This is a genomic window from Peribacillus sp. FW305-BF15 (genome assembly GCF_058783805.1).
This window is the reverse complement of sequence record NZ_JBYSYV010000010.1, coordinates 144516-162217: the sequence shown is the minus strand read 5'-3', so window position 1 is coordinate 162217 and position 17702 is coordinate 144516. Positions and strand designations below refer to the sequence as shown.

Here is a 17702-nt window from a genome sequence, read left to right as displayed (position 1 = left end):
ATGAAGGGCGCAATGGTACCATTGCAGGAAAGTAAACGGATCGTAAGCATCGATATTTTACGTGGATTAGCCATTTTAGGGATATTTTTAGTGAATATGCCTTCTTTCCACTCCCCGCTCTTGTACATAGATGGTGCCGAGCGGTGGGCAGGAGGATGGGATGGGATTTTGTACAGATTCAGTGATATAGTCGCACAGGCCAGCTTTTATCCGTTATTTGCCTTTCTGTTCGGTTTCGGGGCAATCATTTTGGCAGTAAGGAGTGAAGAAAAGGGTATTTCATTTCCGTTACTATATATCAAAAGGCTAAGTTTCCTGCTAGTACTGGGCTGTATTCATGCTTTCTTCATCTGGCATGGGGACATCCTCATTAATTATGCTGTATTTGGGTTTGCACTTTTGTTTTTTTATAAGATGAAGGGCCGGAATTTAATTCTGCTTGGCTCGGTTTGTTATGTCCTGCCTTTTGCAATATTGGGTTCTCTATTTCTTATAATGGGCACTTTTGATAGTGAAGGGATGGCGATCACGACTGATTCGGCGATGATGAAACAGTCTTTGGAAGTTTATCAATCTGGTACATTTACGGAACTGATGAGTCAGAGGGCGTTGGATTGGTATATGGTGAACAACCCTTTAAATGCCATTATCCTTTTTTTATCGATTTTTCCGTTTTTTTTAATGGGAGCAGGCGTGGCAAAACAAGGCTTTCTCCAAAATCCAACCCAATATAAACGACAATTGAAAGCGATATCGATCGTAAGCTTGCTATTGGGCATGTCAATTAAGATGCTGCCATATGTGACGGTATACCATTTTGGAACGATATTCGTCCAGGATTATTTGGGAGGACCGTTACTTACGATTTTTTATATCACGGCAATCACGCTTTTGGCGGAACGGGCAGGGGCTTCCCGCCTGTTACATCCGCTTTCGTATATCGGAAGGATGTCGATGAGCAATTACTTGTTCCAATCGATGGTATGTACGGGCATTTTTTATTCATATGGCCTTGGTTTATATGGATCAGTCTCATATACGACAGGATTTGTTTTTCTAATAGCCCTGTTTTGCCTGCAAATCCTGCTTTCCTTATTGTGGATGGGCCTTTATGAATACGGACCGGTTGAATATATATGGCGTTTTTTTACGTATGGTAAAAAGCCGGTCATGCGCAGGTAGGGACCAGTTAAGAAGAAATGTAAATGATGTTCATTAAATTGTTGGTTTTACCCATTCAGGTGGATACTTAGTTTTGTTTTTTTGTAAAAGCCTATGATATGATGAAATGGAAACTGAACGAGGGGGGCAAAAAAATGACTACAGATATGCATATTACAGCTTGGGTTATCGGAATCATTCTTTTCTTTGTCACATATTCGATGCTTAAAGGTGCAAACCCGAAAGCGAAAATGCTACATATGATAACACGGTTGTTCTATCTATTGATTTTCCTTACTGGCGGCATGCTGATCACTGATTTTGGTGCTTACGCAGTAAAAATGATTGTTGGAATCATCGTGATTGCGGCGATGGAAATGGTGCTGGTCCGTACGAAAAAAAGAAAAAGCACAGGTGCCATGTGGATATTGTTCATCGTAGCGCTTGTATTCGTCCTTTATTTAGGACTTTCACTGCCACAAGGAATGGACTTTTTTTAATACAGAATTAAAGACGGGTAAATGAGGAAATCTCATTTACCCGTTTTCTTTTACCCGTTATTGTGAATTCACTTTCTCAATGACGATCCTTTTTCCGGTGTTCAGGGTGAATTCAAAACGATCATGATCCTTTTTCCCGTAAGAAAAATGGTGCTGAACGAGACAAATTTGGCTCTCGTTATCAAAGGTGAAGAAATTCACGCCGGACTGGTTTGGGACGGCCCTTAAAAAAGTGAGCTGGTTATAGCTATATATACAATCATAAATAGAAAAATCAAGTGAATTCAATGTCGTTACAAATTGGAAAAAGGAATCATCGTTCAATTCTTCCAATAAACGTTCAAAAGAGTAAAGCAGTTTTTTGCGTATCCGAATGGGCTCATTTTCCCTTAAGAAGGTGATTTCCCGATGAAGCAGGATCTTTCCCTCTTCCTCAATTACTCCTTGTTGCCAGCGCCCGCCCCTGTATACTTCGATGATGCTGTCAACGTGGTCTTCAATGGAGCAGGCCTCATCTGTTTCATCATCGAAAAAAATCCATTGTTGATTGATATTTTCCACTGTTCCTTCGGTAAAAGCTCTTGTTTGCCTATTCATTAACTTAGTTCGTTGTTGCTGACTCATACATATACCTCCAATAGTGGAATCCTCACCTACTTTTTAGTCAAAATCCAATGAAAATATAACTGTATATTTTAAAATATTATGGACAAATAACCATCTTTCCGTCTTTGCATAGGCTATGTTTAACACGGGATGCTTTGCTCAACAATTCATTAACGACGCCGGGCGTTGTTGGCAGGTGGCCCTACGGAATGATGCTGAGCGATACTTAGGGACTGTAAATCTTTTTAAGACAGGGAGCCAATATATTTTTGATAGTCCGGATAGAAAGGATGAAGTGTAAAATGTGTGGGATAACAGGCTGGGTGCATTTTCAAAAAGATTTACGGACAAAAACGAAAACGCTGGAAAACATGACAAAAACGTTGGCAAAGCGGGGGCCTGACGAAGATAATGTTTGGAGCGAAGCCCATGTTGCCTTTGGTCATAAACGGTTAACGGTTGTCGATGCGGAAGGCGGAAAACAGCCGATGACGAAAAATCATGAAAACGGCAGATATACGCTTTGTTATAATGGTGAGCTATATAACACCGAGGATATTCGTAAACAGCTATTATTAAAAGGATATTCCTTTAACGGTCATTCTGATACAGAAGTTTTGCTAACTTCTTATATAGAATGGAAAGAAAAATGCATTGACTTGTTCAATGGGATTTTTGCGTTTGCGATTTGGGATGAAAAGGAACAGAAATTATTCGTCGGAAGAGATCGCATGGGGGTAAAACCATTCTTTTATGCGGAAAGGGACGGCGGGTTCATTTTCGGATCGGAGCTGAAGGCGATTCTGGCCCATCCGGATGTTAAAACGGAGATTGACCGCGAAGGGTTGTCTGAAGTTTTTGGTGTTGGTCCATCCCGGAAGCCAGGTTCAGGTGTATTTCATGATATCCAGGAATTAAGGCCTGCCCATGCGCTTACTTTATCAAGGAAAGGCCTCCGGATTTGGAGATATTGGAATGTGAAAAGCGAAGAACATCGGGATACGCTTGACGAGACGGCCGAGAGGGTTCGCTTCCTTGTCGAAGATGCAGTGACGCGGCAACTTGTATCTGATGTTCCGCTTTGTACCTTCTTATCAGGAGGGCTTGACTCAAGCGCAATTACGGCCATTGCTGCAAATGCCTATCAAAAAGAAGGGAAAGGCCAGCTTCATACGTATTCCATTGATTATGAGGATAATGAGCGTTATTTCAAGGCAAATGATTTTCAGCCAAACTCCGATGGGTATTGGATTAAAAAGATGTCGGATAGTTTTAACACGGTTCACCATTCATCGGTCATCTCTCAAGAGCAGCTGACAAATTATTTAACGGAAGCTGTCCTTGTAAGGGACCTCCCAGGCATGGCGGATGTCGATTCTTCTTTACTTTGGTTTTGTAAGGAAATCAAGCGGGATTTTGTCGTAGGCCTGTCCGGCGAATGTGCGGACGAAATTTTTGGAGGTTATCCTTGGTTTCACCGTGAGGATGATTTGAATCGTGCTGGTTTTCCATGGATGAGATCTACGGATGAGCGGGTATCTTTATTGAAAACGGGATGGCGCGAGAAATTGAAGCTGGAGGAATATGCCCAGGAAGCTTATTTGGCCACCCTTGCAGAAACGCCTAAATTGGAAGGGGAAAGCGGTATAGCGGCAAAGCGGAGAGAGCTTTTCTATGTGAATTTATTATGGTTCATGACGACGCTCCTTGACCGGAAGGATCGGATGAGTATGGGGGCAAGTCTAGAGGTGCGCGTGCCATTTGCCGATCATCGCCTTGTTGAATATGCATGGAACATTCCTTGGGAAATGAAAATGGAAGGCAACCGTGAAAAGGGTATCCTTAGGAAGGCTTTGGAGGGGCTATTACCGGATGAAGTATTGTATCGTAAAAAAAGTCCATATCCCAAAACCCATAACCCTATATATACAGACAGTGTGCAGGCGTGGTTGAAAGACTTACTGACGGATAATAATTCGATCCTGCATGAATTTTTCGATAAACAGAAGCTAACCGATATAGTAGATTCCAAGGGTGCGGCTTTTAAAGTGCCATGGTTCGGCCAATTGATGTCAGGGCCACAATTGCTCGCGCATTTGGCACAGACCCATGTATGGTTCAAAGAATATGATATCCAAATAATCGAGTGAAAAAAACGGGGCGGATGATTATCAACGCCCCGTTTCCATTTGCCTCAATGATTGATTGCGAGAATTTTATATTGATAACCACCCAATTCAAATTTGCCAACTTGTGTGGTTTCCTTTGTTCTTAAATCCGTTAGTGTACGTCCTTTCAAATCAACAGGAAGGGTAAAGGATTGCTTGACATCGGTCGGATTGATGAGGATCACGACAGAACGTTTTTCATTATACTTTTGGTAAGCCACGATATTTTCATTTCCGGCTGTATCAAGGAATTTAAACTCCCCGTCATTGGCAAGTAACCTTTCTTCTTTTCGCAAGTGGATCAATGCCTTAATTTCATTGAGTAGCTCGGTGTTTTGTTTTTCTTCTTCCCAGACCATGCATTTTCGGCATCCTGGATCCATGCCGCCGGTTAAGCCGATTTCATCTCCATAATAAATACAAGGGCTGCCATTGAATGTCAGCAGGATTGCGTGAATGAGCTTGGCTCTAGCTAAATCTTCCCCGCAATCCGTGAAAATCCGCGGTGTATCATGGCTTCCAAGAAGGTTGAATGTCACGTCAAAAACATTGGTTGGATAACTGTGATAGATGGCTGTCATTTCTTCAGTGAACTCGCGTGCATTGATGGTTTGTGAGGCGACCAGGCGAAAGACTTGGTTGGTGAAAGGGTAATTCATGACGGCATCGAACTGATCGCCGCGAAGCCATGGCATGGAGTCATGCCAAATTTCCCCAAGAATATAAAGGTCAGGCTTTATATTTTTCACCGTTGTTCGAAATTCACGCCAGAATGGCTGATCGACTTCATTTGCGACATCGAGCCGCCAGGCGTCTATATCGAACTCCTTGATCCAATAAGCCGAGACTTCGAGCAGATATTCTTTCACCTCCGGATTTGCCGTATTCAATTTTGGCATCGATTCAAAAAAACCGAATGTTTCATAATTGGGCCTTTCCCCTCCCTTAAGAGGGAAGCTGTGAGGGTGGAACCAATCCTTATATTTCGATTTCTCCCCTTTTTCGAGTAAATCCTGGAAAGGGGGGAAATAGTAGCCGCTATGGTTAAAAACGGCATCCAGCATGACCCGTATATTCCGTTTATGGCATTCGGCTATTAGTGTTTTCAATGTTTCCTTCGTTCCGAATTGCGGATCGATACTCCGATAATCAATCGTATCGTATTTATGATTGGAGTAGGCATGGAAGATTGGCGTGAAATAAATTCCGTTGATGCCAAGATTCTCAAGGTAATCCAAATGTTCAATGATTCCTTCGAAGTCCCCGCCAAAAAAATTATCCACCGCCGGTTCTTCACTTCCCCAGGGTTTCACACCTTCGGGGTCGTTGGCGGGGTTTCCGTTCGCGAATCGTTCAGGGAAAATTTGGTACCAAATTGTATCTTTGACCCATTCCGGTGCCCCGAAAACTTCATTTTGATGGAGATAGGGAATCGCGAAATAGCATCCGGGATCTCGGGGAGGCTCTTTGAAGAAGCCCTTTTCCGTGTAAATGGAGCATTCTTCTTCTGCGGATACCTTGAACCCATATCGAATTCTTCGGTAGGGAGGCTTCACATAGATATGCCAATAATCATAACGGGTATCGCTGCCCGACAGACTCATGGGAAGTTCCTCGTACTGCCATTGACCATTATTTGAAATGTAAGGATCCCCAAAAATCAATCCAACTGAGGAGATATCTTGTTTTTTCGTACGTAAGCGGATATGTAGGGTTTCAGTGTTGATAGGATAGCCGTAATTGTCATTAGGTCTATGGTGTATGGATGAAAATTCCATGAAAACCACTCCGATTCTATAAGTTTTGGGACTGTGAAAAAGGAAACTTCCGGCTGTTACGAGGAGGGTCTCTATGAAGTGGTACTAAGCCAGGTAAAGTGCTTTTTCATTTTGGTTATATACCCAATTTCAATTGAAAGAAGCACTTATTAACTAAAAAATAACAAAAATTGTTCATCACTACAAGGAAATAAATACGCCAAGGAAAATGTTGTAAAAATCAAAGCCGTTCATATAATGATAACAATAGCTTTGGTATCGCTTTCATCAATTGGCTTTATTTGAAGTACTGAACTGAAAAACAGTATTATTTGGTGCTTTTGGACATGATAGAATAAACATTGCAAAAAGGAGAATGAAAGTGAAGAAGCTGATTTTTCATTTGTTCATGTCCATATTATTGATTGTTAGTGTAAGTGCTTGCGGATCCAGTTCAGATTTAGAAAATAAAAATAAAGCAGTGAAAGAAGATAAGAAAAAAGAAGACGAAGCCAGCAATGAAGCGAAGCCGGAAAAATTGATCATTTGGGAGGAAGAGGGTAAAGCGGAGGCCCTAAAGCCGGTGATTGAAGCCTTTGAAAAAAAATATGGAATCAAAGTTGAGCATGAAGAGGTTGAAATGGCTACCGGGATGTATGAACGACTTCGTCGAGATGGGCCAATCGGAAATGGAAAGGCACCGGATGTCGTAACTTTTTCCCATGAAAAGGTCGGGCAAATCGTGAAGGAAGGCTTAATTCAGGAAGTGAAGGTGAAAGATGAGGTATTGAATGCATTCATTGAACCTTCAATTAGGGGGGAGATGTATCAAGATAAGGTTTTTGGATTGCCAAAGTCCGTAACCACCTCCGTCTTCATTTATAATAAAAAATTGATGGCTAAGGCTCCTGAGACGATGAATGACCTTTATAAAATGACGAAGGAATTAAGAAAGCGTAACTTGTATGGTTACTATGCCAAGTGGAATGATTTCCATGATTCGTATGGAGTAATGGCTGGAATGGGAGGTTATATATTTAAAGATAAGAATGGAAAGTTAGACCCTTCCGACATTGGTTTGAATAATAAGGGTTCCATAAAAGGGGCTGGGTACATCCAAAAATGGTATAGGGCGGGTTTGATTCCTAAAGGCGGCAAGGCAGGAATCGAGAAGTTGTTTTTACAAGGTAAATTGGCTTCTATCATGAGTGACGGGAACTCATTTACCGAGCGAAAGGATACAGGAATTGCCCCCATGCCAGAATTGCCCAATGGTCAGCCAATGAAAACGTTCATGGAAATCAAAGGCTGGCATGTAACAGCATTCACAAAACACCCTTATTGGTCTACGAAGTTAGTTGAATATTTGACTAATGATGATAATGCAATGAAGCGTTTTGATTTAACAGGGGAAATCCCACCTAATAAATCAATTAAACACAATGCCGCAATCAAAGAAAATGAAAGGGCACAAGCCTTAAGCATACAATTACAATACGCTGAACCCGTGCCGAATATTCCGGAAATGAATAAAGTATGGGGACCGATGAATTCAGCCATGGATGAAATGACCACTCAAAAAGCAAAACCAAAAAGGGCTTTGGATAAAGCGGTCAAGAAGATAAAAAAAGAACGTTAACCGTGTTCGGCTCTTTTCCAATTCAGTAACCATAACCAGTATCCCCAGTTTGTCCCTTAAGTGTAAAGTTTTTTATAAATTGGATTTGACGTTAAGGGGTCAAAAGGCTAATCTTAAAGGCGTAAAGAGATAGCTAGGAGGAGAACGGATATGAGAAAAAGAGCGTTATCACTCGCTTTAATTCCGCTGCTTCTTTTTTACGCCATTCCAGTAGGAGCAGCTGAAAAAGAACAACGAACTTGGAAGGATGAAATCGTTTATTCATTATTGGTCGACAGATTTTTCGATGGGGATACCCAAAATAATGGAGATGCGAACGTGAATGATCCTTCCACGTTTAATGGCGGGGATTTCGAAGGTGTCACGAAGAAACTGAATTATTTAAAAGATATGGGTTATACCGCTATCATCCTTTCACCGATTTTCGCTAATGATGCAAATGGTTATCATGGCGATTGGGTGGCCGATTTTTATAAAACGGATAAACACTATGGGACAATGGAAGAGTTTAAAAAACTCGTGAATGAGGCACATAAACGCGATATGAAGGTGATCATTGATGTTCAAGCAAATAATGTAGGGCCTGAATCCGCGTGGCTGACCGATCCAAAAAAACAAGATTGGTTCCATGAAGAAAAAAAGATTTCCAAGGACGGTAGCCAAACGGATTTGGAAACAGGGTGGGTTGATGGTCTTCCCGATTTGAATCAAGATAATGAGGAAACAAGGAAATATTTACTTGATGCTGCCAAATGGTGGATAACGGAAACCGATATTGATGGATACCGTATAAATAAAGTCCAATACGTAGCAAAAGATTTTTGGAAGGAATTTGTGGATGCAGTCAAATCTGAAAAATCAAATTTCTATACAATCGGCGATGTTCAAGGTGATGCGAAATTGATCTCAAGCTACAAGGAGACGGGTATCGATGCTTTTATGGCTTATCCGCAGAATGCTGAGCTACGTGAAGCATTTGCTGCGCCCGATAAGGAATTGAAACCTGTTTTTAATGCGTTTGCAAAAAGCGAAGATGAATTAGGGGGCAATGCCCATCAGGCATTGTTCATGGACACACAGGAAATGCCCCGTTTTACAAAGGATGCAGCCGATCATAACGAAAATCCAGGCTCCAGATGGAGAATGGCTCTGTCGTATCTTTATACGATGCCAGGGGTGCCTATCGTATTTTATGGATCGGAAATTGCCTTAAATGGCGATATTGCCCCGGATAATCATAAGTTGATGAATTTTAAGACAGAACAGGAATTGGTGGAATATATAACAAAGCTTTCTGATCTCAGAGACATGTACCCAGCATTGGTAAAAGGGGATATGGAGCTTTTATATGAAGAAGGCGGAGCTTCGGTATTCAAGCGTGTGTATGGTGATGAAACGATCGTCGTCGCCATGAACAATACGACTGAAACTCAAACGATAAACCTTGCTGATAAGGAACTTGAAAGTAATAAAGAGTTGAGAGGTATGCTGAATGGGGATCTGGTCCGCAGTAAGGACAACAGCTACTCTATCGTAATCGACAGGGAGACGACAGAAGTCTATACGCTGTCGCCTAAGTCGATTATTAATATTCCTTACCTGTTAGTCATAGGATTGGTTCTTCTCATTTTTGGTATATTCATTGCTTTGGTTATTAAACGTTCAAAACGGAATCAACCAAAATAATCATATACCTCTCGATTGTCGGTAGCCGCCAAACATTGTCCCTAAGGCTTTGTGGAAAACAGGATCGGGAGGTTACAGCATGAATAAGACCTGGTGGAAAGAAGCGGTTTGCTATCAAATTTACCCGCGCAGTTTCATGGATAGTAATGGTGATGGGGTCGGAGACATAAAAGGTTTGATTTCAAAGCTCGACTATCTGCAGGAATTAGGGATAGATGTCATTTGGATTTGTCCTTTTTATAAATCGCCCAATGCGGATAATGGCTATGATATTAGTGATTATCAAGCAATTTCCGATGAATTCGGTTCAATCGAAGATATTGATCTGTTATTGAAAGATGTTCATGGGCGTGGGATGAAGGTGATACTCGACCTTGTTTTGAATCATACAAGTGATGAGCACCCCTGGTTCGTCGAGTCACGTTCTTCCCGCGATAATCCGAAACGTGATTGGTATATTTGGAGGGATGGTCAGGATGGCCGTGAGCCTAATAATTGGGAAAGCATCTTTTCCGGAAGTGCCTGGAAATTCGATGAAAGGACCAATCAATACTATTTACATCTATTTGCCGAAAAGCAGCCGGACTTAAACTGGAAAAACACTGATGTGCGAAAGGCATTATATGAAATGGTCAATTGGTGGCTCGATAAGGGAATCGATGGCTTCCGGATTGATGCGATCACGCATATTCATAAGCGTGAAGGCCTTCCGGATATGCCCAATCCTTATTGGCATCAGTATGTACCTGCTTTTGAAATGCATACGAATCAGGACGGGATTCTGGATTACCTTCAGGAGTTGAAAGAAGAGACTTTCTCTAAGTATGATATCATGACGGTCGGTGAGGCCAATGGCGTCAGGATAGAGCAGGCGGAAGAATGGGTCGGGGAATCGAATGGGAAGTTCAATATGATCTTTCAATTTGAACATCTTGGTCTATGGAATAGGGGACAGAATCACGCTGTTGATGTTCAAGGGTTAAAGCGAACGATGACGAAATGGCAAAAGGGGCTGAAAAACAAAGGATGGAATGCTTTGTTTTTTGAAAATCATGACCAGCCGAGAAGTGTATCCACCTGGGGAAATGATCATCAATATTGGTTGGAAAGCGCAAAAATGATTGGGGCCCTTTACTTTTTCATGCAAGGGACACCTTTTATTTATCAAGGTCAGGAAATTGGCATGACAAATGTCCAATTTGATTCGATTGATGATTATGATGATGTCGGAATGAAAAACTTTTATAGGATAGAGACCTCGAAAGGGCGGCCTCATGATGAGATCATGAACATTATATGGCATAGCGGCCGTGATAACTCACGAACACCGATGCAATGGAATGATCTTGAAAATGGCGGATTCACTCATGGAACCCCTTGGATGAGGGTTAATCCAAATTATCGCGCCATTAATGTAGAACAGCAGAAAAATGACCCGTCATCCATTTATCATTTTTATAAAAAGATGATTGAACTTCGAAAAAAACATCAGGTCCTTGTTTATGGGGAATATGAGTTATTATGGGAAGATCACCCTGAACTTTATATTTATACAAGAAGTATGAATGAAAATTCAGTTATGGTAGTATGTAACTATAGTATGAATCACCATCAAATCGACCTTTCTTATTGGGGGGAAATGGAACTCTTGCTGGCTAATTATGAGGATTGTCCTGAGGTGCCCCTTATTGATTTACGTCCATATGAAACGAGGATTTATCGTTATTGATTCTATGGACTTGATTGGGAATTAGCCTAAAACCTATGTAGTTAGTCGTCTGACTTCTTAATTTCCAATAGACCTGTCGTTTTTCAAGAAGCTGATCATCCATCAGCTTCTTTTTGAATTTTAAACTTAGGTTAAAAAACGGAAAAGTGAGTATTTTCTGAAAAATTAAATAAACATTAAAAAAAGTATGGATATAACTATTGAACTGAGTGTATTATGAATACATACAAAATGTATAAATATAAAACGAATATTAGAGAAGTGTTTATTGGTATTCACCTTTTTTTAAATGAAGTCAATAAAGGCTAAGAAAGGAGAGGGGAAATGCATGGCCATCACAATAAAAGATGTGGCACAGCTAGCGAATGTTGCTCCTTCAACAGTTTCTCGAGTGATTGCAAATAATCCTAGGATAAGTGAAAAAACAAAGGTAAGGGTACGTAAGGCGATGACGAAATTAGGATACCATCCAAACTTCATTGCACGTAGTCTTGCCAATCAATCGACCAGGATCATTGGCTTGGTAATGCCAAGTTCGTCAAATGATTATTATCAAAATCCCTTTTTTCCTACGATCCTCCAGGGTCTAAGTGAGGGAGCTCAGGAAAATCATTATTCCCTGTTGTTAAGCACGGGAAAAACAGAAGATGAAATCTACGAAGGAGTAGTGAATATGGTGCAGGGGGGGATGGTGGATGGAATAATCCTGATGTATTCAAGGATGAACGATCACATTCTGACCTATTTGAGGGAAAGGGATTTTCCATTTGTGATCATTGGGAAACCCTATGATTACATCGGGGAGATAACATATGTTGATAACGATAATGTCTTGGCTGCCGAACAGGCAACGGATTACCTCATAAAGCTAGGACATGAAAGGGTTGGATTCATCGGAGGTGATGAATCCCTCATGATGACCATTGATCGCTTATCAGGATATGAACGGGCATTGGAGAGGGCTGGAATCGATCGAAGGATGGAATATACCCTGCATGAAGATTTTTTGCATGAAGGGGGACAAACCGCTGCAAAAAGGTTACTATCCATCGATGAACCACCTACCGCTTTGGTGGTCAGTGATGATCTCATGGCACTTGGCATCGTGCATTCACTTCGCGAAATGGGCGTGCGCACTCCTGAAGAAATGTCTATCGTCAGCTTCAATAACGTCCTTTTCTCTGAACTGTCATTACCAGCCCTGACCTCCGTAGATATTAATATTTTTGATTTGGGATATCAGGCCGCTAAGGGCATCATTCATATGCTGCAGACTGGAGATGCTCCTGCCGGGACCATCATTCCACATCATTTCGTGGAAAGGCATTCCTGCAGATCGATCAAGCAAGGTGCAATGGCCATGACTTTTTGAACGAGAGGGCATTGCGTAAAAGCAATGCCTTTTTTATCTAGAAATGTACACTGAAACTTTTGAATGCATGTACACCCGTTCCGTGTCTGACCAAATGATTCTCTTTAAGATATTGAATGGCTGCAAGGACTTCTTCAAGGATCTTTGGTTCGAGGCCTAGTTGGTTGTGACCGCCATAGATTTTGGAGACTGCCTTGATCTTTGCGATTTTTTCTAACGAATTAACAAGGTCTTCAGGGCTTGTCGAGGGATAAAAGGCATAAACGGGAGTATCTGAATAAAGCAGGTCGCCAGTAAATAAATAACCTGTTTCATCATCCAAAATTGAAATGTGGCCAGGCGAATGACCAGGTGTATGATAAATGCTTAAACTTCGGTTTCCAAGATCAATCGTGTCCCCGTCCGATAAAAGTCTATCGGGGTACCCCTGGTATGGCTTGTATGTATCAGGCTTGAATGAATCGGGTATGGGTAATGTGATATCCCGGGCCATGTTCTTTCTTATTTGTTCCAAGGGCAAACCTTCAATGCCGTTAATCAGCCAATTGGCATCATCACCATGAACATAAATCGTTTCATAATCACCGTGACCGCCAATATGATCCGCATGAACGTGTGTGGTCAGAACGATGATCGGAAGATCGGTAAGCTGGTCTGTAATCCGCTTAATCGAATCGATGCCTAATCCTGTGTCGATTAACGCAGCCCGGGTCTCACCAAGTAATAAAAAGGAATGAACTTTCTCCCAATGACCATATTCACTGATTGCAAACGTTTTTGAGTCCAATCCCTGAACGGTGAACCATGGATCTACAATATTTTTCAAAAATGACTTCACTCCTTCCCAGTCATATATATTCCGCGTTATCCGGAAATATCCTGCCTGAAAGAGTAAAAGCAGTGGATTTCAATTTATGAAATCCACTGCTTTTGGAAAAAAGGTAAGGCCTTATCCGTTAACAACGGTCCCGCCGTTTACATGGATGACTTGTCCGCTGACATAGGATGAATCATCACTTGCCAAATATACATAGGCTGGTGCCAATTCCTCAGGCTGACCTGCACGGCCCATTGGAGTATCCTGTCCGAATTTGGCAACATCCTCTTCGCCGAATGAGGCAGGAATCAGCGGTGTCCAGATCGGTCCAGGCGCAACACCATTCACTCTGATGCCATCTTTTGAAATGGAGTTCGACAGGGCTCTTGTAAATGCAAGTATTGCACCTTTAGTTGAAGAGTAATCGATTAGTTTTGGGTTGCCCTGATAGGCTGTGATAGAGGTTGTATTAATGATGCTGCTTCCTTTTTTCAGGTGCTTCAATGCAGCCTTAGTTAAGTGGAACATCGAGAAAATATTCGTGCGGAACGTTTTTTCCAATTGTTCAGCTGAAATGTCCAGGATACTTGTCTGCACATGCTGTTCTCCGGCGTTGTTGACTAGAATGTCCAAACCGCCAAATTCATCAACCGTTTTTTTGACGACTTCCTGGCAGAAGGCTTCATCACCGATATCACCGGAAATGAGTAAACATTTCTGGCCTTCTTTTTCGATCAATTCTTTTGTCGCTTTGGCATCCTCGTGTTCATCCAAGTATGCAACTGTCACATTCGCTCCTTCTTTAGCGTAGTAAATGGCAACTGATTTTCCGATTCCGCTGTCCCCTCCCGTTATGATTGCCGTTTTACCTTTTAATTTGCCGCTTCCTTTGTAGGCAGCATTAATTGAATCAGGGTTCGGTTCCATTTTTGTTTCCAATCCAGGTTGATGCTGCTGATGTTGAGGTGGAAATCCTTGTTTGTTTTGATTTTGGTTTTGAGTAGTCAAGATATAAACGCCTCCCATTTAATGATCTACGCTTTTTCTATTCCTTCTTTTAGGAAAAAGAAAACATGGAAAAAATACCCATAAAAATTTTAGTTTATGTGTTTTAACTGAAGGGAACATGACTAGTCTTTCCATGTTCCATGAAGGCGATTCATAAGAATGAGCGCTGATGGAGGCGGTTGAAACAAATGAAAAAAGGCCCACCCAAAGCAGGTGAGGCCTTCATAATTAGCGGTAATTTAAGAATTGTACATCAATGGACAGATCAGCGCCCCGAATCGCGGAAATGATTCCTTGTAAATCATCCCGGTTCTTACCGGTAACCCGGATTTGATCATCCTGGATCTGGCTTTTCACTTTAAGGCCGCTATTTTTAATGATGGTATTGATCTTTTTTGCTTGCTCCTTATCGATGCCTTGAATTAACTTGGCCCGTTGGCGAACGGTCCCGCCAGAAGCTCCTTCCAATTTTCCATAATCCAGGTTCTTGACGGGTACGTCACGTTTAATGAGTTTACTGATGAGAACATCCTTCAGCTGTTCGAGCTTATATTCATCGTCGGATACCAAAACCAAGTCTTCTTTATCAATGGTGATGCTGCTTATGCTCCCTTTAAAATCATATCGTGTCTGTATTTCCTTCATAGCCATGGTAACTGCATTCGTTACCTCTGAAAAGTCTACTTTCGAAACAATATCAAATGAATTTTCCTTTGCCATCACTTACCTCCAGCAGGGTTTATTTCCTTTATTATAGAGAAAGTATGATAGGAAGACAACTATCTAAACGATAATTAAAAAAGCGAGGGGACAAGCCCCGCGCTTCATTTATGGTCCGTTTTCTTTGAATAGGAGTGCTTACCTGCAGTAAGGTTTTCCTGATAAGCGATATTTTTTTCAGCATTTCTCGCTTGGTTATCTTTTGGCCTTTTATTGTCATCGGTTGTTTTGGACATAGTGAAAACTCCCTTCCATTATCTGATCAATATATATTGTTCACAATTATGGAAGGGAGTATGTATGTTTATGATTTCTCAGGGGTATCGTTTAAGAAGAAGAGGGCAATTGTGCCAGGGCCGGCATGCGCGCCGATGACGGAGCCAATTGTATGGATCATGAAGTCGGTTGTCGCGAATTCATTTTGGATGGCTTCCTTCCATTCCAGGGCCGTTGCTTCATCATCACCATGACTGATGGCAATCGTTTGGGTAGTTAAGTTTTTGCCTCTTTCGTGCATTAATTCGATTACACGTTTGATCAATTTCTTTTTGCCGCGTATCTTTTCAAGCGGAACAAGCTTCCCATCTTCAACATGCAATAACGGTTTAATGTTTAATAAACCGCCAACAAGGGCAGATGTCTTGGAGATGCGGCCGCCACGGGCCAGATATTCAAGGTTGTCTACAGTGAATAGATGCTCCATATGCCGGGTTTGGAATTCTATGGCAGCCAGAATTTCTTCTTTAGTGGCACCGTTTGCTGCCAGATCGGCTGCTTTCTTTACAATTAAACCGACGCCCATCGAAGCGCATTTTGTATTGACGATTTCAATGTCAACGTCAGGGTACTCTTCCTTCACCTGATTAAGAATCATGACTGCCGTTTGATATGTTCCTGATAACTCGGAGGAAAAGGCGATATATATCCCTTGTTTTTTCTCTTTGGCAAACTGTGTGAAAAGTTCTATAAAGTATTCTGGAGAAGCTTGCGATGTTTTCGGGGCTTTTCCTTCAAGCATCGCCTGATAGACTTCGTGAGAATTAATGGTAAGTAAATCTTCATAAGTTTCCCCGTCAAGATGGACTTGTAAAGGGATTAATGAAACATTGTTTTCCTTATAGAAAGACAACGGCAAATCACATGCACTATCTGCAAGAATTGTGATAGCCATAATACACCTGCTTTCTTTTTACAATTTTTAGAAAATGAGTGGTCACTCTACTTTTTAGTGTAGCACGTAACGGTAAAAATTCAATCTCTACGTAAATAGAATAAATAATTAAGGGTAAAAAGATAATAGAATAAGGGTGAAATGGAGGTTTTTAGGATGTACAGTGGTGAAATGAAGAAAATTATCATAGTTGTGGTCGGGGCATTGCTTAATGCCATCGCAATGAACTTTTTTCTAATACCGGCAAACGTATATGCAAGCGGATTTACCGGAGTGGCCCAGCTTCTATCAAGGATGATTGGATCTTTTGCTCCTATTAATGTATCGACAGGTATTCTCTTGCTTTTATTGAACATTCCAGTAACGATCATTGCTTGGCGAAAGGTAGGAAAGTCTTTCACTTTTTATAGTTTCCTCAGCGTTGCCTTGATGTCCTTCTTTATGGAAATCATCCCGATTACACGCTGGTCACCTGACATATTATTGAATGCGGTATTTGGCGGAGTCATAGCTGCAGTTGGTGTGGGGATCACCTTGAAATACGGTGCATCGACTGGCGGAATGGATATTATCGCCATGCTTCTTTCACGGAAGAAGGATAAACCTGTAGGGACTTATTTATTTCTGCTGAATGGCGTGATCATTGTAACGGCAGGTGCTGTTTATGGACCGGAAAAAGCTTTGTATACACTTGTTACCCTTTATACATCGACCCGTGTCGTGGACGCGATACATACCCGTCATGAAAAGCTTACGGCAATGATCATTACAAAGAAAAGCGAAGAGCTTAAACAGGCAATCCATGCTAAATTGGTCCGCGGAATTACAAGGGTTCCCGCAAAAGGTGCATTCACTAACGAAACTAAGGAAATGTTATTGATTGTCATTACAAGGTATGAACTGTATGACCTTGAAAAGATCATCAAGGAAGTGGATCCACACGCATTCACAAACATCATAGAAACGTCAGGAATTGTTGGGACTTTCCGCAGGGAATGATATTAATCAAGGCCATTACACTTCTATTACAAAAGGAGGTATTTCGGCGTAATAAGTTTATTGCCTGTACAAAACGGCTAATTCTTATATTGTAGCGCCAATTTAAAATCTTATGAAGGAGTGATTAAAATGGCTAACGACGAAAAAATGAGCAGGCAGGAAGCAGGCCGTAAAGGCGGGGAAGCCACTTCTAAAAATCACGACAAGGATTTTTACCGGGAAATTGGGCAAAAGGGCGGAGAAGCCATAAGGAATTCTATCAGGAAATTGGACAAAAGGGCGGGGAAGCCACTGCTGACTCCCATGGTAAAGATTTTTATAAGGAGATCGGTGAAAAAGACGGTAAGGCACGAAATAACAATTGATGAA

General features: G+C 41.5%; 15 protein-coding genes and 1 pseudogene. 9 read left to right on the top strand and 7 right to left on the bottom strand.

Annotated elements, in window-relative coordinates; genetic code table 11:
* Together AC3WLU_RS12960 and AC3WLU_RS12955 are read left to right on the top strand one after the other, a co-directional pair.
* Entirely contained in the window at window positions 1-1182 is a 1182-nt protein-coding gene (locus tag AC3WLU_RS12960) for a DUF418 domain-containing protein (protein WP_492597355.1), read from the top strand.
* A gap of 134 nt (window positions 1183-1316) precedes the next feature.
* A complete protein-coding gene (locus AC3WLU_RS12955) occupies window positions 1317-1661 on the top strand; it encodes a YisL family protein (protein WP_400450640.1) in 345 nt (114 codons plus the stop codon).
* Between the two features lie 57 nt (window positions 1662-1718).
* Here the strand turns inward: AC3WLU_RS12955 and AC3WLU_RS12950 are convergent, their stop codons facing one another.
* Entirely contained in the window at window positions 1719-2285 is a 567-nt protein-coding gene (locus AC3WLU_RS12950) for a DUF2777 domain-containing protein (RefSeq protein WP_020018810.1), read from the bottom strand.
* A gap of 284 nt (window positions 2286-2569) precedes the next feature.
* Between AC3WLU_RS12950 and asnB the strand changes: the two genes are divergently transcribed.
* Window positions 2570-4417 (top strand): asparagine synthase (glutamine-hydrolyzing), encoded by a 1848-nt coding sequence (gene asnB / locus AC3WLU_RS12945; protein ID WP_057275829.1) that lies wholly within the window; start codon window positions 2570-2572, stop codon window positions 4415-4417.
* A gap of 44 nt (window positions 4418-4461) precedes the next feature.
* On the opposite strand, the gene AC3WLU_RS12940 is transcribed toward asnB, so the two are convergent.
* Window positions 4462-6213 carry a glycoside hydrolase family 13 protein gene (locus AC3WLU_RS12940; RefSeq protein ID WP_187050616.1) on the bottom strand — a complete coding sequence of 584 codons (1752 nt, stop codon included), beginning with the start codon at window positions 6211-6213 and terminating at the stop codon, window positions 4462-4464.
* A gap of 361 nt (window positions 6214-6574) precedes the next feature.
* On the opposite strand from AC3WLU_RS12940, the gene AC3WLU_RS12935 reads away from it, so the two are divergent.
* From AC3WLU_RS12935 to AC3WLU_RS12920, 4 genes are all read left to right on the top strand, one after another.
* Entirely contained in the window at window positions 6575-7831 is a 1257-nt protein-coding gene (locus AC3WLU_RS12935; RefSeq protein ID WP_419775928.1) for an extracellular solute-binding protein, read from the top strand.
* A gap of 150 nt (window positions 7832-7981) precedes the next feature.
* Entirely contained in the window at window positions 7982-9517 is a 1536-nt protein-coding gene (locus AC3WLU_RS12930) for an alpha-amylase family glycosyl hydrolase (RefSeq protein WP_492597354.1), read from the top strand.
* Between the two features lie 79 nt (window positions 9518-9596).
* Entirely contained in the window at window positions 9597-11246 is a 1650-nt protein-coding gene (locus tag AC3WLU_RS12925; RefSeq protein ID WP_098185159.1) for a glycoside hydrolase family 13 protein, read from the top strand.
* Window positions 11247-11574: 328 nt separating this feature from the next.
* Entirely contained in the window at window positions 11575-12618 is a 1044-nt protein-coding gene (locus AC3WLU_RS12920) for a LacI family DNA-binding transcriptional regulator (protein ID WP_492597353.1), read from the top strand.
* A gap of 37 nt (window positions 12619-12655) precedes the next feature.
* Here the strand turns inward: AC3WLU_RS12920 and AC3WLU_RS12915 are convergent, their stop codons facing one another.
* The 5 genes from AC3WLU_RS12915 to AC3WLU_RS12895 form a co-directional block, all read right to left on the bottom strand.
* On the bottom strand, window positions 12656-13435 hold the full coding sequence (locus AC3WLU_RS12915; protein WP_492597365.1) for an MBL fold metallo-hydrolase: 780 nt from the start codon (window positions 13433-13435) through the stop codon (window positions 12656-12658).
* Between the two features lie 132 nt (window positions 13436-13567).
* On the bottom strand, window positions 13568-14443 hold the full coding sequence (locus tag AC3WLU_RS12910; protein ID WP_063577079.1) for an SDR family oxidoreductase: 876 nt from the start codon (window positions 14441-14443) through the stop codon (window positions 13568-13570).
* A gap of 228 nt (window positions 14444-14671) precedes the next feature.
* Entirely contained in the window at window positions 14672-15163 is a 492-nt protein-coding gene (locus AC3WLU_RS12905) for a YajQ family cyclic di-GMP-binding protein (RefSeq protein WP_034314577.1), read from the bottom strand.
* A 104-nt stretch (window positions 15164-15267) separates the two neighbouring features.
* Window positions 15268-15399, bottom strand: coding sequence for a DUF3941 domain-containing protein (locus AC3WLU_RS12900; RefSeq protein ID WP_082196697.1), 132 nt, complete (start codon window positions 15397-15399; stop codon window positions 15268-15270).
* A gap of 68 nt (window positions 15400-15467) precedes the next feature.
* Window positions 15468-16334, bottom strand: a complete 867-nt coding sequence (locus AC3WLU_RS12895; RefSeq protein WP_492597352.1) for a DegV family protein — start codon at window positions 16332-16334, stop codon at window positions 15468-15470.
* A gap of 156 nt (window positions 16335-16490) precedes the next feature.
* Between AC3WLU_RS12895 and AC3WLU_RS12890 the strand changes: the two genes are divergently transcribed.
* Both AC3WLU_RS12890 and AC3WLU_RS12885 read left to right on the top strand, forming a co-directional pair.
* Complete coding sequence (locus AC3WLU_RS12890; RefSeq protein ID WP_034314573.1) at window positions 16491-17333, top strand: YitT family protein; 843 nt, start codon at window positions 16491-16493, stop codon at window positions 17331-17333.
* Window positions 17334-17462: 129 nt separating this feature from the next.
* Window positions 17463-17695 (top strand): annotated as a pseudogene (locus tag AC3WLU_RS12885) (KGG domain-containing protein); the annotation flags it as partial.
* Window positions 17696-17702 lie beyond the last annotated feature (7 nt).

Excerpts from the sequence above, each read along its gene's own strand:
- AC3WLU_RS12895 (WP_492597352.1), bottom strand. The coding sequence starts at position 16,334 with ATGGCTATCACAATTCTTGCAGATAGTGCATGTGATTTGCCGTTGTCT.
- AC3WLU_RS12960 (WP_492597355.1), top strand. The coding sequence starts at position 1 with ATGAAGGGCGCAATGGTACCATTGCAGGAAAGTAAACGGATCGTAAGC.
- asnB (WP_057275829.1), top strand. The coding sequence starts at position 2,570 with ATGTGTGGGATAACAGGCTGGGTGCATTTTCAAAAAGATTTACGGACA.
- AC3WLU_RS12920 (WP_492597353.1), top strand. The coding sequence starts at position 11,575 with ATGGCCATCACAATAAAAGATGTGGCACAGCTAGCGAATGTTGCTCCT.
- AC3WLU_RS12900 (WP_082196697.1), bottom strand. The coding sequence starts at position 15,399 with ATGTCCAAAACAACCGATGACAATAAAAGGCCAAAAGATAACCAAGCG.
- AC3WLU_RS12955 (WP_400450640.1), top strand. The coding sequence starts at position 1,317 with ATGACTACAGATATGCATATTACAGCTTGGGTTATCGGAATCATTCTT.
- AC3WLU_RS12925 (WP_098185159.1), top strand. The coding sequence starts at position 9,597 with ATGAATAAGACCTGGTGGAAAGAAGCGGTTTGCTATCAAATTTACCCG.
- AC3WLU_RS12940 (WP_187050616.1), bottom strand. The coding sequence starts at position 6,213 with ATGGAATTTTCATCCATACACCATAGACCTAATGACAATTACGGCTAT.
- AC3WLU_RS12905 (WP_034314577.1), bottom strand. The coding sequence starts at position 15,163 with ATGGCAAAGGAAAATTCATTTGATATTGTTTCGAAAGTAGACTTTTCA.
- AC3WLU_RS12930 (WP_492597354.1), top strand. The coding sequence starts at position 7,982 with ATGAGAAAAAGAGCGTTATCACTCGCTTTAATTCCGCTGCTTCTTTTT.
- AC3WLU_RS12890 (WP_034314573.1), top strand. The coding sequence starts at position 16,491 with ATGTACAGTGGTGAAATGAAGAAAATTATCATAGTTGTGGTCGGGGCA.
- AC3WLU_RS12950 (WP_020018810.1), bottom strand. The coding sequence starts at position 2,285 with ATGAGTCAGCAACAACGAACTAAGTTAATGAATAGGCAAACAAGAGCT.